Source organism: Williamsia sp. Y721, from assembly GCF_059683565.1.
The window spans coordinates 132,212-147,506 of the sequence record NZ_JCASNH010000005.1; the positions used below are offsets into that span (position 1 = coordinate 132,212).

16 protein-coding genes are annotated in these 15,295 nt (G+C 64.8%); 8 read left to right on the top strand and 8 right to left on the bottom strand.

What is annotated here, in order from left to right; all coding sequences use genetic code 11:
- The first annotated feature begins 168 nt into the window (after nt 1–168).
- From AC56PL_RS24185 to AC56PL_RS24220, 8 genes are all read left to right on the top strand, one after another.
- Nucleotides 169–618: a heme-binding protein gene (locus tag AC56PL_RS24185; RefSeq protein ID WP_495517547.1), complete on the top strand. Its 450-nt coding sequence runs from the start codon at nt 169–171 to the stop codon at nt 616–618.
- Nucleotides 619–808: 190 nt separating this feature from the next.
- A complete protein-coding gene (locus tag AC56PL_RS24190) occupies nt 809–1,528 on the top strand; it encodes an iron-containing redox enzyme family protein (RefSeq protein ID WP_495517546.1) in 720 nt (239 codons plus the stop codon).
- Between the two features lie 94 nt (nt 1,529–1,622).
- Entirely contained in the window at nt 1,623–2,009 is a 387-nt protein-coding gene (locus tag AC56PL_RS24195) for a Rieske (2Fe-2S) protein (protein WP_497155391.1), read from the top strand.
- Nucleotides 2,003–3,223 (top strand): NAD(P)/FAD-dependent oxidoreductase, encoded by a 1,221-nt coding sequence (locus AC56PL_RS24200; protein ID WP_497155639.1) that lies wholly within the window; start codon nt 2,003–2,005, stop codon nt 3,221–3,223. Before AC56PL_RS24195 ends, AC56PL_RS24200 begins: the two co-directional genes overlap by 7 nt.
- A 1-nt stretch (nt 3,224) precedes the next feature.
- Nucleotides 3,225–4,679: an aldehyde dehydrogenase family protein gene (locus AC56PL_RS24205; protein ID WP_497155392.1), complete on the top strand. Its 1,455-nt coding sequence runs from the start codon at nt 3,225–3,227 to the stop codon at nt 4,677–4,679.
- A 32-nt stretch (nt 4,680–4,711) separates the two neighbouring features.
- Complete coding sequence (locus tag AC56PL_RS24210; protein ID WP_495517543.1) at nt 4,712–5,068, top strand: Rieske 2Fe-2S domain-containing protein; 357 nt, start codon at nt 4,712–4,714, stop codon at nt 5,066–5,068.
- On the top strand, nt 5,065–6,657 hold the full coding sequence (locus AC56PL_RS24215) for a gamma-glutamyltransferase family protein (RefSeq protein ID WP_497155393.1): 1,593 nt from the start codon (nt 5,065–5,067) through the stop codon (nt 6,655–6,657). Before AC56PL_RS24210 ends, AC56PL_RS24215 begins: the two co-directional genes overlap by 4 nt.
- The gene (locus AC56PL_RS24220; protein ID WP_497155394.1) at nt 6,647–7,078 is read left to right on the top strand and encodes a RidA family protein; all 432 of its coding nucleotides are present in this window, start codon (nt 6,647–6,649) and stop codon (nt 7,076–7,078) included. The genes AC56PL_RS24215 and AC56PL_RS24220 overlap by 11 nt, the downstream gene beginning before the upstream one ends.
- A 34-nt stretch (nt 7,079–7,112) precedes the next feature.
- On the opposite strand, the gene AC56PL_RS24225 is transcribed toward AC56PL_RS24220, so the two are convergent.
- From AC56PL_RS24225 to AC56PL_RS24260, 8 genes are all read right to left on the bottom strand, one after another.
- Nucleotides 7,113–7,946: an ATP-binding cassette domain-containing protein gene (locus AC56PL_RS24225; protein WP_495517540.1), complete on the bottom strand. Its 834-nt coding sequence runs from the start codon at nt 7,944–7,946 to the stop codon at nt 7,113–7,115.
- Nucleotides 7,947–7,966: 20 nt separating this feature from the next.
- The gene (locus AC56PL_RS24230; RefSeq protein WP_497155395.1) at nt 7,967–9,064 is read right to left on the bottom strand and encodes a FecCD family ABC transporter permease; all 1,098 of its coding nucleotides are present in this window, start codon (nt 9,062–9,064) and stop codon (nt 7,967–7,969) included.
- The gene (locus AC56PL_RS24235) at nt 9,061–10,041 is read right to left on the bottom strand and encodes a FecCD family ABC transporter permease (protein WP_497155640.1); all 981 of its coding nucleotides are present in this window, start codon (nt 10,039–10,041) and stop codon (nt 9,061–9,063) included. Before AC56PL_RS24235 ends, AC56PL_RS24230 begins: the two co-directional genes overlap by 4 nt.
- A 279-nt stretch (nt 10,042–10,320) precedes the next feature.
- Complete coding sequence (locus tag AC56PL_RS24240) at nt 10,321–11,595, bottom strand: lysine N(6)-hydroxylase/L-ornithine N(5)-oxygenase family protein (protein ID WP_497155396.1); 1,275 nt, start codon at nt 11,593–11,595, stop codon at nt 10,321–10,323.
- Nucleotides 11,596–11,680: 85 nt separating this feature from the next.
- Nucleotides 11,681–11,947, bottom strand: coding sequence for a phosphopantetheine-binding protein (locus AC56PL_RS24245; protein ID WP_495517537.1), 267 nt, complete (start codon nt 11,945–11,947; stop codon nt 11,681–11,683).
- Nucleotides 11,948–11,998: 51 nt separating this feature from the next.
- Nucleotides 11,999–13,648 (bottom strand): (2,3-dihydroxybenzoyl)adenylate synthase, encoded by a 1,650-nt coding sequence (locus AC56PL_RS24250; RefSeq protein WP_497155397.1) that lies wholly within the window; start codon nt 13,646–13,648, stop codon nt 11,999–12,001.
- On the bottom strand, nt 13,632–14,279 hold the full coding sequence (locus tag AC56PL_RS24255) for an isochorismatase family protein (RefSeq protein ID WP_497155398.1): 648 nt from the start codon (nt 14,277–14,279) through the stop codon (nt 13,632–13,634). Before AC56PL_RS24255 ends, AC56PL_RS24250 begins: the two co-directional genes overlap by 17 nt.
- A 97-nt stretch (nt 14,280–14,376) precedes the next feature.
- Nucleotides 14,377–15,138 carry an SDR family oxidoreductase gene (locus tag AC56PL_RS24260; protein ID WP_497155399.1) on the bottom strand — a complete coding sequence of 254 codons (762 nt, stop codon included), beginning with the start codon at nt 15,136–15,138 and terminating at the stop codon, nt 14,377–14,379.
- Nucleotides 15,139–15,295: the final 157 nt, after the last annotated feature.

The following is a 15,295-nucleotide window of genomic DNA, read 5'->3' on the forward strand; positions in this document are numbered from 1 at the left end:
ACGATGTGCACAATGCCCATATATTTTGTTGATCCTAGGCCACTTTCACCACGCCGTCCGACCTCGGGCGCTGCTAAAAATGAGGTGTCCCGCTGGCGACCGCCACGATCGGACACCCGCACCTACCCACCGCGACGGTCGGTGGAACCCCTCGAAGAGAGCGACCCAATGCATCAAATTCACCGGATCACACTCGACGACGCGCTGCCACTTCTCATGGCCGGCCGCGCAAAGGCCGACGAGATCGGCGTCAAACAGACGCTGTGCGTCTGCGATGAGAGCGCAAATGTCATTGCCCTGCACCGACTTCCCGGAGCTCGGCTGACCGGGGTCGACATTGCGATCGCCAAGGCATTCACCGCGGCAGGACACGAACGGGCGACGCATCTGTTCAACGAACCGCCGAACGGCCCCGCGCTCCCCGGTAACGAGGCCTTCGGTATCAGCCACATGCTGCCCGGGAAGTTCGCCATTTTCGTCGGCGGCTTTCCACTGATCTACGACGGCCAGATCGTCGGCGCAGTCGGGATCAGCGGCGGCAACGGCGAACAGGACAAGGCCGTCGGCGCCGCGATGCTGGCCGAGTTCGCGTCCCTCACATCTGTCGCGACCAGCTGATTGTGCACATAGACCGTCATCGCCCAGTAGATCCGGCCACTGTGAACGTGGCCTGGCCGACCGGACGCCGATAGCGTCGATAGCACCGAATCCAGGTGTAAATCACCGGTTTTCGCTCATCAAAGGCCGCAACGGAGCTGCCCGCGATTGCGCCCTGCGCACGAATCGAACATCCTCGAGAGGAAATACCATGACCGAATTGCTCGGACGCGATGAGTTCCGCACCGCACTGGAAGATGCGATCAAGGGCCGTGAGGCCAAGAACGCTTCCTTCAGCAAGGCCTGGGCGGAGGGCAAACTCGAAAAGCACCACTTCGCCCGGTGGGCCGAGAACCACTACCACTACGTCGGGCCGTTCTCCGACTACCTGGCGAACATCTACGCCAACACCCCCGACCACTACACCGATGCCAAAGATTTCACCCTGCAGAACATGTATGAGGAAGAACTCGCCGACATTCGGCACACGGACCTCCTCATCAAGTTCGGTGAAGCCTGCGGCACCACCAAGGAACGCATCGAGGATCCCAGCAACATGAGTGCCATCACCCGTGGCCTGCAGTCGTGGTGCTACGCGGTGTCGTCTCGCGAGAATTTTGTGGTGGCGACCGCCGCGCTGGTGGTCGGACTGGAGTCGCAGGTGCCCAGCATCTACAAGAAGCAGATCGTCCCGCTGCGTGAGGTCTACGGCTTCACCGAGGACGAGATCGAGTTCTTCGATCTGCACATCACCTCAGACGTGGTTCACGGCGAACGCGGATACCAGATCGTTCTCGACTGCGCGGACACCCCGCAGTTGCAGCAGCGCTGCCTGCAGCTGGTGCGGTGGGGCGCGGAGATGCGCTTCTCCTACACCAAGGGCCTGTACGACACCTACGTCGCACCAGACCTGGCGCTCACGTCGGCCTGATTCTCGGCCGAATTGTGGTCCGGCCCGCGGATCGTCGCTCGGGCCGGACCACCACCACGGACACGACCACTTCGGGAGAAACGGAAAACCCCCCATGCTCGACGACGCATCCCAGTCCACTGCGCCGCCCCAGCACTGGGTGGCGGTGGCTACCACCAAGGACGTCACGCGACGCCGAAAGCTACGCATCGAGGTCGACGGTGTCGGAATCGCCCTCTTCAGTACGGGCGAGAAGATCTACGCCTTTGCCGACCTCTGCGTCCACCAGGACCGCTCGCTGATCAAGGGCACGCTGCTCCACGGGAGGGTGATCTGTCCCGGACATCAATGGCGTTTCGACCTGGAAACCGGCTACGAGGAAGACCAGGAACTCTGCCAGCCCACCTACGATGTCGCGATCTACGACGACACCCTCTATCTCGATCCGACGCCGCGCATCCGCCGCGGCCCCAACGACTCCCGTGAGGATGATCCATCATGACGACCACCGTTGCGACCGTGGGCGCAGGTCAAGTCGCCGCCGTCGTCGCCCGGACCTTGCGTCGTCGCGGGTTCGACGGGCGCATCGTCCTGCTCGGCGCCGAAGCACATGCGCCCTATCAGCGTCCACCGCTGTCCAAGGAATTCCTCTCGGGCCGTGAGTCAGCGGAATCACTTGCACTGCTGACTCCGAAATGGCTCTCGGAGAACATGATCGAGCTGCGGACCGGGACAACCGTACGGCGGGTGAGTCCTTCGGATCGCAGCATCGAACTCGATACCGGAGAACTCCTCGATGTCGATGCCGTGGTGTTCGCAACCGGCGGACGTCCCCGCACCATCGAGACCACCGGCAGCCGGCCGGATCTCGTCCACTATCTACGAACGCTCGACGACTCGATGTCGCTGGCGCAGCGTCTCGTTCCGGGCGCTCGGCTCGCGATCATCGGCGGCGGTTTCATCGGACTCGAGATCGCCTCGACCGCAGTCGGTCTTGGTGTCTCGGTCACGGTTCTCGAGCGTGGACCACTTCCGCTGGGCGCTGTCCTGGGAACTGAGATGGCCGAGTTCTGCACCGGTCTGCACCGCGAACGCGGCGTCGAGATCCGAACCGACGCGCTGGTGCGCGAGGTGACGACCTCGGATGCCGGAGTCCGGATCACCCTGTCCGATGGGCACATCATCGAAGCGGACGCTGTCGTGGTCGGGGTCGGAATCGAACCCAATGTCGAGGTGGCGGCCGCCAGCGGGCTATCGACCGCAGGCGGAATCGTCGTGGACGAATCCGGCCGCACCGGTATCCCCAACATCTACGCCGCGGGGGACGTCGCGTGCCGCATGTCCGACGCCGGCCCGAGCCGGGTCGAGCATTTCGACAACGCCAACCGCCAGGCCGGTGTCGTCGCCAACGCGATCCTGGGCCGCGAGACCGCCTCCGACGATCCGCACTGGTTCTGGTCCGATCAGTACGGGATGAACATCCAATTGACCGGCAGCACCCGGGGCGCCACCGACCTGGTCATCCGGGGAGACCAGAATTCCGGCGAGTTCGCCGCTTTCTACCTGCGCGAGGGTGTCCTGTGTGCAGCGTTCGCGATCGATCGCGGCGAGGACATCATGGCCGCACGGGAACTGATAGGACAACCCGTCGATCGTCGGATCCTCGCCGACGAGGACGCGGATCTGTGGGAAATCGACGAACAGATGGTGAACTGACATGAGTATCGAAGGAATGAACTTCGTAGCAGGACAATGGATTCCGTCTGCATCCGGCAAACGGTTCTCCAGATGCAATCCGGCGGATCCGGCCGATGTGATCGGTTCGTTCCCCGACTCCGACTCCGACGACGTACACGCGGCCGTCGACGGCCTGGTCGCCGGCTTCGCCGAGTGGTCGCAGAGTCCTCCCGAACGGCGGGCAACGATCCTCGAGGCCGCCGCCACGCTCTTGGAGCAGCGCGCCGACTCATTGGTCTCGGAACTGATCCGGGAAGAGGGCAAAACTGCCGCCGAGGCCCGGATGGAGGTGAGCCGGACCCCGATGAACCTGCGTTTCTACGCGGGCGAGGCAACACGCGCGACCGGCGCCACTTATCCGTCACCGGGTGAAGGCCTCGTCTACACGGTTCGGGAACCGTTCGGGGTCATCGGCGCCATCACCCCGTGGAACTTTCCGCTCAACATCCCGTCCCGCAAGATCGGGCCCGCCCTTGCCGCCGGAAACGCGGTCTTGTTCAAGCCATCTGAATTGACACCGCTGATGGGGCAACGTCTGGTCGAGGCTTTGCTCGACGCGGGCCTGCCACCGCAGGCGATCGCCCTCATCCAGGGCGACGGAAAGGCCGGCGCCGCAGTCGTCGCCGACGAACGGGTCGATGCGGTGACCTTCACCGGATCCACGGACGTGGGGCGGGCGATCCACCGCGAGGTCGGGCCGGCCCGGCGGGTGCAACTCGAGATGGGCGGCAAGAACCCGGTTGTGGTCCTGGCCGATGCGGACTTGGACAAGGCCGCCGCCCTCATCGTCAAAGGCGCCTTCGGCCTGTCGGGCCAGGCCTGCACCGGCACCAGTCGGGTGATCGCCGACACCACGATCCACGACGCTCTCCTGGAGCGGGTGGTCGAATTGGCCGAGGACCTCGTCGTCGGCGTCGGCACCGCACCCGGAGTCGCCATGGGACCCCTCGCCAGCGAGGCCCAGCTAGACAAGTTCCTGCACTACGTCCAAATCGGAACGGACGAGGGAGCGCACCTCGTATCCGGCGGAACCCGTTGCGCCGACGAACAACTGCGCGACGGCTTCTTTGTCCGCCCGGCAGTTTTCACGGACGCCGCCCCGGACATGCGCATCGTGACCGAAGAGGTGTTCGGTCCCCTGTTGGCATTCCAGCGGGTGACGTCGTTCGAGGAGGCGCTCACGCTTGCCAACGCAACGGAGTTCGGTCTTACCGCATCGATCGTCACGCAGAACCTGGCACACGCCAACAGTTTTGCCAACCGTTCGCGCACCGGCTTGGTCAAGATCAACCAGCCGACAACCGGTATGGCGATGAACGCACCCTTCGGCGGGTACAAGGACTCGAGCACCCAGACGTTCAAAGAACAGGCCGGACCGACGCTGATGCAGTTCTACCAGTCGGAAAAGACCATCTATCTCATGCCCACACTCTGACCCGTTGCGGTCGGAACGTACTGGAGGAAACCTTGGAGTTCAAGAGAGTTGCCCGCTCGGGACAGGTACCAGAAGGCATCGTGCGTCGGTTCTACGCCGACGAGTACGAGGTAGCCGTGTCACGACTGGACGGGAAGGCCTACGCCACGTCCAACTACTGTTCGCATCTCGACTGCCTGTTGTCGTCGGGAAAGCTCGTCCAGGACGGCATCGGTTGCTCCTGCCACGGAAGCGCATTCGACCTCGAGACCGGCGAACCCCTCTGTCCACCGGCCACCGAGCCGATCAAGACCTATCCCGTCCAGGAACGTGACGGGGAGATCTTCGTCGGCATCGATCCCACCGAGCCCCCGGAGGGGCCCCGCAGGCGCAAGCTCCGCAAGTCATGACCACCAGGTCGCTCCGGCCGCCGACTCTGGCCGCCGGTGCCATGGTGTCGTCGAGCCATCCCTTGGCCAGCCAGGCCGGTGCCTCGGTCCTCTCCGACGGTGGCAATGCCATCGATGCCGCGCTCGCGATGGCCGCGGTGACGTGGTTGACGCTCCCCGGCCAATGTGGCATCGGCGGTGACGCATTCGCCGTGGTCGCCGAACCCGACGGCCGGGTGTGGACGGTCGGCGGAAGCGGTTTCGGGCCGGACGGGGGTACCCCGGAGTTCTATCGCGAACGGGGGCTGAGCGCCATCCCCCTCGACGGAGCGCTCGCCGTCTCCGTGCCGGGCGCACCCGCGGCGCTGGCCGCCCTGCACCGACACGGCGCCACCCGCAGTCTCGCCGAACTGTGGGAACCTGCGGCAGTCCTGGCCACCGGCGGACTCCCCTGTTCGGCCAAGACCCGCAACGACGTCCACACCGCACTGGGCGCGATCCAGCGCGACCGGGACCTGAGCAGCCGGTTCACCGACGCCGGGCAGGTACCACTCGTGGGCACACGGTTACCGCAACCCGATCTCGCCAAGACCATCCGGGAGCTCGCCGCCGATCCGCGCGCGTTCTATCGGGGCGATCTGGCACAGCGCTGCGTCCGCACCCTGCAGGACGGTGGCGCACCGTTTTCCGGCGACGAGTGGGCGCAGGGATGGGACGTGCACCCGGAGGCCGCCATCTCCGGCGACTATGCCGGGGCGACGATCCACCAGACACCACTTCCCACACCCGGGTGGATGGTCCTGCAACAGGCAGCATTGCTTTCCGATGTCACTTCCTCACCCCTGCTGAGTGCGGCCGCGATCGATCAGTTCGCGAATGCGGCGCGGATAGCGTTCGAGGACCGGTTCCGCTGGAGCGCGTCCGACAATGATGCCGTGACGCGAATCCTGCATCCGGACAACATCTCCGCCGGTCGGGCCCGCATGTTGACGACCCCCTCGCAGCAGTTCACGGTCGGCGACGGTGACACCACGTCATTCGTGACGGTGGACTCCGATGGACGAGCGGTGAGCTTCATCCACTCGCTCGCCTTCACCTTCGGTGCGAAGATGACCGTTCCCGGTACCGGCATCGTGCTCAACAATCGATTGGGCCGCGGCGCCTACCTGATCGACGGGCACCCGAACGAGGTGGCACCTCGGCGTAAACCACTGCACACCCTCAACGCCTGGGTGGTCATCGGCGCATCCGGTGAACTCATGCATGTCGGCAACACCCCCGGCGGCGACGGGCAGGTGCAGTGGAACATGCAGCTGCTGTCCCATCTTCTCGACCACGGACTCGATCCGCAAGAATCTGTCGAGGCGCCACGGTTCACCGTCTATCCCGGTTCCGACGCCGATGTCATCGGCGCACCGCCGGAGCTTCGTGTCGAAGGGTCCATCGATGTCGTTGTCCGAGAACAACTCTCCCGTGCCGGACATCGGGTGAAGGTGTTGCCGCCGATGGGTGCCGACGGAAGTGCCCAGATCATCTCGCTCGATCCGCGCGGGATCCTCAGTGGCGGCAGCGATCCGCGACAAGAGGGGGTGGCGCTCGGTGTCGGCTGAAGCTCCCCGCCCCCAGGGGCTGTACGTGGCGGCGACCCGCTCCGGCAACACGATCCGGACCGCAGGCATGACCCCGCGCCGCGACGGCATCTTGCTGATCACCGGGCGGGTGGGCGCGGAGGTCGGGTTGACCGCGGCCCGCGACGCCGCCGCGGTCGCAGTGGCCAACGCCCTGACCGCGGTGTCGTCGATGGTCGACGAGACCGAGTGTTTCCGATGCGTCGAGATGGTCGTCTACATTGCTTGCGCACCGGATTTCACCGACCTGTCCCGGGTCGCCGACGGCGCCACGGAAGTCTTGGTCGAGCGGTTCGGCCCGGCCGGACTACCCGCCCGCAGTGCCATCGGCGTCTACGCCTTGCCCGGCGGCGCGCCCGTCGAGATCGCACTCACCGCCGACATCACCCCCGCCTCCCCGTAGCGTCGGCTCGTGGCCGGGTCGGATACAACGGCAGTCAGCGCCTGACGAGCGGAATGATCAGCGGCGTATGTGACTCGGGGTCATCGATGATCCGGCAGGGCAGCCCGAACACGTCATGGACGAGTTCAGCGGTGACGATCTCGGTGGGCCGCCCTTCGGCGACGATCCGGCCGTCCTTCATCACGATGATGTGGTCGGCGTACCGGCAGGCATGGTTCAGGTCGTGCAAGACTGCGACCAAGGTGTGTCCCTGGTTGCGGTTGAGATCGCTGCACAACTCGAGAAGGTCGATCTGGTAGGCGATGTCGAGGAACGTCGTCGGTTCGTCCAACAACATCAGCGGTGTCTGCTGGGCGAGCACCATCGCCACCCAGACCCGCTGTCGCTGACCGCCGGAGAGTTCGTCGACCAGGCGCCCGGACAGTTCGGTGACGCCGGTCGCCTCCATCGCATCGACAACGGCGGTTTCGTCGGCGTTCGACCACTGCCGGATCAATTTCTGGTGTGGATACCGGCCGCGGGCCACCAGGTCGGCGACCCGGATGCCGTCAGGGGCGATGGATGCTTGCGGCAGCAGTCCGAGCTTGCGGGCCACTTCCTTGGCCGGATACGAATTGATCGCCTTGCCGTCCAACAACACCGAGCCGCTTGTCGGCGTCAGCAGTCGGGACAGGGCCCGCAGCAACGTCGATTTGCCACAGGCATTCGGCCCGACGATCACGGTGAACGCGCCGTCCGGAATCTGGACGCTCAGCGATTCGCTGATGACCCGTTTGTCGTAGCCGATGGTGATGTCGCGGGCCTGTAGCCTGCTCGACGTCGCGACCGCCGCCTCGCCACCGGTCGGCACCATGTCAACCTTGTCCATCTCACTCCTCGTCGAGCGGGTCATTGTCGTCGGGCTTCCCTGGCGAGCAACCACACCAGGTACAGCCCGCCCACCGACACGGTGACAACTCCCACCGGAAGTTGGTTCGGTGCGAAGGCTCGCTGGGCGATCAGGTCGCTCACGATGAGCAGCAGCGCGCCCATCGCGGCTGCCGGCACCAGCGCCACCCCGGCACTGCGGGTGAGTCGCCGGGCCAGTTGCGGTGCGGCCAGGGACACAAATGCGATCGGGCCCGCGGCGGCGGTGGCCACCGCGGTCAGCGAGACCCCCAGCACGATCAGACCGAGTCTTGTCCGCTCGGTGCGGATCCCCAGCGCTTTGGCGGCGTCGTCGCCCATGCCGAGGACCGGCATCCGATACGCGGCCCAGATGGTCGGCACGATCAGGACCCCGAGGATGACGAACACCGGTACGGCCTGATTCCAGCCGAGTCCGTTGAGCGACCCGGCACCCCACGTCGCGGCCGACATCGCCGCCTCCAGATCCGCCTTGAGGATCAGCCAGGTGTTCACCGATTGCAGGATCGCGCTGATCGCGATTCCGACGATGATCAGCCGAAATCCCTGGACCCCGCGTTTGAAGGCAAGGACGTACACGAGCAGCGCGGTGACCACGCCGCCCACCAGTGCGCCGGCCGCGGTGCCGTAGTAACCCGTGCCACCGACCACGAGCAGGACCACCAGCGCACCGCTGTACGCGCCGGTGTTGAACCCGATGATGTCCGGGCTACCCAGCGGGTTGTGGGTGATCGACTGGAAGATCGCGCCGCTGATGCCAAGCGCCGCACCGAGAACCAGGGCCAGCAAGACCCGGGGCATCCGCCACTTCATCACCACCAGCTCTTCGAGCCGGGTGCCGTCGGAGAAGATCGCGTTGACGACACGGCCAGGCGCGACCGGATAGTCGCCGGTACCGAGCGCGATCACAGCCGCCACGAGTGCCAGCACGGTCAGGACGGCAACCACCGAGATGGCGCGTACGTCGAACCTTCCGGACAGGCCGGTGCCGGGTAGCCGCACAACCACGAGGCGGCGGCCGAAGTCGATCTTCGAGGCCGTCACCGTCGCAGTCGATGTTTTGCGGACATCGATGCTCACAGCCCACTCACCTTCGTGCGACGCACCAGGAAGATCAGCACGGGGGCACCGACGAATGCGGTGACGATACCCACCGGCATCTCCCCCGGACGGATCACCAGACGCCCGACGACGTCGGACAGCAAGATCAGAATCGGGCCGCCGATCAGGGTGTACGCGAGTATCCAGCGTTGATCGGGTCCCACGATCCAGCGTGCGACGTGAGGCACCATCAGCCCGACGAATCCGATCGGTCCGGCCGCTGCGGTCGCAGCACCACACAGCAGGGTCACCGCCGCAAAACCGATGATCCTCGTCCGCACGATGTTGGCGCCCAGGGAACGGGCGAGATCGTCGCCGAGTGCCACCGCATTGAGCGATCGGGCCACGCTCACCGCCATGATCAGCCCGATCACGACAAACGGGAGAATCGAATAGGTGACATCGAGGCCGCGCCCGGAGATCGATCCGGCGATCCAGTTGCGCATCTGGTCGAAGGCAGCAGGATCGAGCAGGATCATTCCGGTGGTGACGCCCTGGAATACCGCTCCGACCGCGACGCCGGCAAGCGTCAACCGAATCGGTGTGGCGCCCCCGCGCCCAGAGGATCCCACGATGTAGACGACCACCATCACGACGATCACGCCGATGAAGGCAAACCACACGTTCGACATGAGGCCGCTCAGACCGAAAACGCTGACCGCCAGCGCGACCGAAAACGCCGCACCCGCGTTGATACCCAGGATGCCGGTGTCGGCCAGCGGGTTTCGGGTGGTTGCCTGGATGAGTGCGCCCGAAACCCCCAGCGCCATCCCGACAACGAGGCCGAGGACCGTTCGCGGGATGCGAAGTTCACGGATCACGATGTGATCGCTGGAGTTCTCAGGCGAGAACAGCGCTTGCCAGACGGTTCCCAGCGGGATGTCCCTGGATCCGATCGCAACGCTGAGCAGACACACCACCGCCAGCACGGCAAGGGCGACAAGGGCGCCCAGCATTCGACGTGTGTTGGTCGCGGCCAGTCCGTCCGGCCGCTTCTTCGCCACGTCCGTCCCACTGGCGGCTTCACTGCTTTTGCGCAGGTCAGACCGAGGTATGGCGCCCGAACGGAGACTCACCGGGATAACCGGCCGATGTTGTGTTCTGCCTTCATTTCGCCGCCGACCTCACGACCCTCTCCGCACATGGATTACCTACGTCACAATTGGTTACGCTCACCTTAGTCGTGGCCATCCGATGTGCATTCCTCGACCGGTCCGAGTGGACCGGCCGACGAACTAGATCATGCTCGGGACGCCGGCCCCGGCGAGCGACGTGACGAGTTCACCGGACCGCACCGCGAGGTTCGACAACAACGACGACGTCAGTCCATGCGTGTGCTCGGTATTGCCCTGCAGATAGATGGCACCGCCGACCCGATCGCTGGTCACCACCCGGTAGTCCCGCGCCACAACCGGACGTCCGTGTTCGTCGGACTCACATTCCTCGCCCAGCGGGCCAAGCAGGTCGACGAGTCCTGTCGGACGGAAGCCGGTCGAGAAGATGATTGCGTCGCAATCGATCTCCTCGATCGCCTGACTCGGACGATGACAGATCCGCACCGACACCCCGGACTCGGAGTCGAGGATCTTGCTGACCTCGGAGGCACCTCGGACGAACAGACGACGTCTGCCGCTGACCCGTTCCTGGTACTCCCGCCGGTACAGTTCCTCGATCAACGGGAGATCGACCGCCGAATAGTTGGTGCCGCGGTGGTAGTCGAGCAACTGCTGGCGGAGGTCGGCCGAGGCCTGATGGAAGTCCACCACCGCTTCGGGATCGAAGATCCGGTTGGCGTAGGGACTGTCGTCGGCCGGGGTGTACCCGTACTTCCCGAAGACCGCATGGACCTCGGACCCCGGATATGTGTCATGGAGGTAGGCGGTGACCTCCGCGGCGCTCTGCCCCGCTCCGACCACGACAAATCGGTGGTGTTTCTGTTCGGGCAACACCGCCAGGTGATCGAGAAGCCGATGATTGTGGAACACCCTTGGGCTCGGCTGGATGCCGTCGGGCAGACTCGCCGTCAGACCCGCTGCGACAACGAGATTGCGTCCCCGAATCGAAGGTCGATCGGCGACCTTGACCTCGAAGAACTCACCGTCCCATTCCACGCCACTGGCCTGCGCGCCGTAGGCCACATCGGCGTCGACCTTCGCGGCCGCCCAGGTCAGATAGTCACTGAACTCGACCCGGGTCGGGAAGAAACTCTGATGATTGATGAAGTGGGACAACCGCCCCTGCTGCGTCAGGTAGTTGAGAAACGAGTACTCACTGCAGGCATTACGCTGCGTGACGAGGTCTTTGAGGAATGAGATCTGCATCGTCGTTCCGGGCAACAACATTCCCCGATGCCAGCCGAAACGTGGTTGTTTCTCCACAAACTGCGCAACGACCCGGCGATCTGCCCCAACCGATTGGTTGTGCTCCTCGATCGCGATCGCCAACGCGAGGTTCGACGGACCGAAGCCCACACCCACCACGTCCGCGGGAGAACCATCGCCGATGGCCATTGTCATTCCTTCCTCGGGTTCACCGCCTGTGATCGACTGATCTGCAACCACGCCGGCTCACCCACATTGATTTGGTCGAACGAGCTCAACAGGTCTGGGTTGACCCGGGTTCTTCTTCGACGGCCACCGCGTCGAGCCACACACCGACCACCGGCTCGGAGGCCAGATTCACGAAATCGGCGCCGGGAGATCCTGCCGTGCGCCACTTCTCGACCAGCGACATCAAGCGGATCGAATCCAGCCCGGCATCAAGTAGATTCGTGTCTTCGGTCAGCTCTTCCGGTGCCACATCGAGTAGTTCGGCGATATCCGAGACGATCCGCTGCCTCGACAGCACGGTGGAACCGCTCACTTCACTCACCCTTGTCCATTTCTGTCAGTGCACTTCTCGGTGCCCGGCGTTTCATCGCGCGGGCTCCGGCCGTGGTGTTCGTTGATCGTTCTTCGAGATCTTGCCCACCGAGGTGCGCGGGAACTCCGTCACGAACTCGACTACGTCGGGGATCTTGTAGGCCGCCAGGTCACGCTCTCGCAGAAACTTCCTGATCGCGAGCGAACTCGGTGGTGTGGAGGCATATTCGGCGCGCAACACCACATACGCTTTGCTGCGCTCGCCGAGATGGTCGTCGGGGATGCCGACGACCGAGACGTCGTGGACCCACTCGTGTGCCAGGAGATGGTTCTCGACCTCCTCGGGTGCGATCTTCTCGCCCCCGCGATTGATCTGATCCTTCGCCCGGCCCACGACCGTGAGATAGCCACGCTCGTCTTGCGTGACGATGTCTCCGGTGCGGTAGAAACCGTCGGCGGTAAAGGATTTCGCGTTGTGTTCGGGTGCCCGAAAATAGCCGCGGATCGTGTACGGCCCACGGGTCAGCAGGTGCCCGGCCTGCCCCCGCGGCAGGTCACGGTCATTATCGTCGACAACCCGGACCTCGTCGGCCTGCGAGATCGGACGGCCCTGAGTCGTGGTCACCGTGGTGACGTCGTCGTCGAGGCGCGTGTAGTTGACCAAACCCTCGGCCATTCCGAACACCTGTTGCAGAGTTGCACCCAGGTCGGTCTCGACACGCTCGGCCGCGCTCTGGCTGAACTTGGCCCCACCGACCTGGATCGTCTGCAGACTCGACAGGTCACGGGTTTCCCTCAGCGACGAGTTCATCCAGGCGAGTGCCACCGGCGGAACGACGGAGACCATGGTGACGCGGTGCCGCTCGATCAGTTCGAATGCGGTGTCCGGACTGGGGTTCGGGGCCAGGATCACCGTGGCCCCGGCGTGGAACGCACCGAGTATCCCCGGCGAACTCATCGTGAAGTTATGCGACACCGGCAGCACCACCAGGAGCACCGTGTCCGAGGTGACGCCACAGATGCGGTTGCTCTCGCGCACCGAATAGAGGTAATCGTCGTGTGTGCGTGGGATCAGCTTCGGACGCCCGGTGGTCCCGCCGGACAATTGCAGAAAGGCCAGATCCGAGGGCAGCGCAGCGCATCGGTATGGATTGCGACGATCGACTGCGGGATTCTCCGCGCCGAGGGACAGCACCACCGTCTGCAGGTCGTCGAACTCGCTGTCCAATTCACCGGCAAGACGCCCGTAGTCGAATCCGGCCGCCTTGTCGACAGTCACATACGCTGCGGCCTCGCCGAATTCGATGAAATACCGGATCTCACTTCTGCGGTGTGCGGGCAGTGCAAAGATCGGCACCGCGCCGAGTGCGAACAACGCGAAGGTGATCTCGACGAACTCGACGACGTTGGGGAAATGGACAACCACCCGGTCCCCGCGCCCGATCCCCATCGCGGACAGGGTGTCGGCGTGCGAGAGTGCGTTGTCACGCAGTTCGCCGTAGGTCACGGTTCGGCGCTCGTCGCGCACGGCGACGACGCCGGAGTTGCGGGCCGCCGAGTTCTCCAGCATCTCCCAGTGGGTTTCGCCCGTCCAGAACCCGCGGTCGCGGTAATCCTGTGCCACCTGCGGCGGATACGGAACCACTCCGTCCAACTCCAGTGGCAGGGAGGCACTCCCGCCGGACTCAGGCAGCGGCGGCATGGCGCAGGACGCTGATCACGTCGTCTGTGGTGGTGACCACGGCGCAGCGTTTGGCCGCATAGGACAACGCCATCTCGTGCTCATCGCGACTGAAGTCGGCGGTGGCGTCGGCGATGAAAAACGGCTGGATGTCGGTCATGAAGGCCTCGGCGGCCGACAGCATGCAGCCCATGTGCGCGTAGACGCCGGTGACCAGCAGCTGGTCTCGACCGTGATGCGAGAGCAGCTCACGCAGGTCCGTGCGCTGGAACGCGGAGTAGCGCCACTTCGTCACCTGGATATCGGTGCTCAGCGGCGTCAGCTCGGACACCACCTCGGTGTCGCGGCCGACGGTCAGTCCAGGACCCCACAGATCGGCAAGCAGGCCCCGACGGGATGGGTGCTGGTCCCCCGGCTGCATGGTGAAGATCACCGGGATCTGCAGTCGTGCACACCATTGCCTGATCGCCGCGATGTTGGGCATGACCGTGGTCATCGGTTCGGCATCGACCTGATAGGCGTCGATGAAGTAGTTCTGCATGTCGTGAATGAGCAGAGCCGCGCGCTCCGGCGCCAGCACCCAGGGTGCCTTGTTCTCCGGAATCACCGATGCACTCGGCAGTTCATACGGATCAATCGCCGGAATTGCCACAGACGGTCCTCCACTTTCTACACGTGGTCACGAAACACTGGCCAAAAGTTAGTGTAGGCACACTTAACTTGAATGCACCAGTCAGACACCTCGTGGATCACTGATCCAGGGTGGCCCCTCCGTCGACCCGCAGGTCATGCAGGGTGATGTGCCGGGCAGCGGCGGAGGCGAGAAATACTGCGCACCCGGCGATCTCGCTCGGATCCGCGAGGCGGCCGAGCGGAATCCCCAGCCGGAAAGTCTCCGGCGAGCCCGCGATCGTGGCCGCCGACCCATCGGGCGTATCCCACATCCCCCGGAGCATCGCGGTGTCGGTCGAGCCCGGCGAGATGACATTGCAGCGGATGCCGAGCGGCGCCAACTCCAGCCCGAGAGATCGGACGAATGCGGTTGCCGCGGCCTTCGATGCCGCATAGGCCGCCATACCCGCACGCGGCGCGGCCCCGGCATTGGAGGAGACCACCGTGATCGAGGCCGGACCACGCAGAACGCGGGAAGCAGCCCGCGTCACGACCATTGTGCCGGTCGCGTTGACGGCCAGGACCCGATCCCATTCGGAATCAGTCAATTCCGACACCGGCCCGGTGGTGAGCACGCCTGCCGCATGCACCACCGCGTCCACCTGACCATGGAGCTGTTGGGCGCGGTCGAACACGCCCGCAACGGCATCCGGGTCCGTGACGTCGGCCCGGAGGTAGACAGTTGCCGCATCCCACGGCGGTTCGACCGGCGCCGGGCCGATATCCGTGAGCACCACATTGGCACCGGCCTGCGCAAACGCTTGCGCGGTTGCTGTCCCGATACCACCGGCCGCACCGGTGATCAGGACGGTCTTGCCACTGACGCCTGGCACAGACATGCGGGTTCAACCTCTCTTCATGGGCATCGAGTACACCCATCACTGACAACCACTCGATGTTAGCCTCACCTAACCCTGGCGCAGAAGTGCGGCCCCGTAAAAGGCGATGCCACCCATTGGCGACCGGCCGACGGCCCGCAGATTGTCATCCGCGGGC

Coding starts and splice junctions, on each gene's coding strand:
- AC56PL_RS24185 (WP_495517547.1), top strand. CDS start 169: ATGCATCAAATTCACCGGATCACACTCGACGACGCGCTGCCACTTCTC.
- AC56PL_RS24190 (WP_495517546.1), top strand. CDS start 809: ATGACCGAATTGCTCGGACGCGATGAGTTCCGCACCGCACTGGAAGAT.
- AC56PL_RS24195 (WP_497155391.1), top strand. CDS start 1,623: ATGCTCGACGACGCATCCCAGTCCACTGCGCCGCCCCAGCACTGGGTG.
- AC56PL_RS24205 (WP_497155392.1), top strand. CDS start 3,225: ATGAGTATCGAAGGAATGAACTTCGTAGCAGGACAATGGATTCCGTCT.
- AC56PL_RS24215 (WP_497155393.1), top strand. CDS start 5,065: ATGACCACCAGGTCGCTCCGGCCGCCGACTCTGGCCGCCGGTGCCATG.
- AC56PL_RS24225 (WP_495517540.1), bottom strand. CDS start 7,946: ATGGACAAGGTTGACATGGTGCCGACCGGTGGCGAGGCGGCGGTCGCG.
- AC56PL_RS24235 (WP_497155640.1), bottom strand. CDS start 10,041: ATGCTGGGCGCCCTTGTCGCCCTTGCCGTGCTGGCGGTGGTGTGTCTG.
- AC56PL_RS24240 (WP_497155396.1), bottom strand. CDS start 11,595: ATGGCCATCGGCGATGGTTCTCCCGCGGACGTGGTGGGTGTGGGCTTC.
- AC56PL_RS24250 (WP_497155397.1), bottom strand. CDS start 13,648: ATGCCGCCGCTGCCTGAGTCCGGCGGGAGTGCCTCCCTGCCACTGGAG.
- AC56PL_RS24260 (WP_497155399.1), bottom strand. CDS start 15,138: ATGTCTGTGCCAGGCGTCAGTGGCAAGACCGTCCTGATCACCGGTGCG.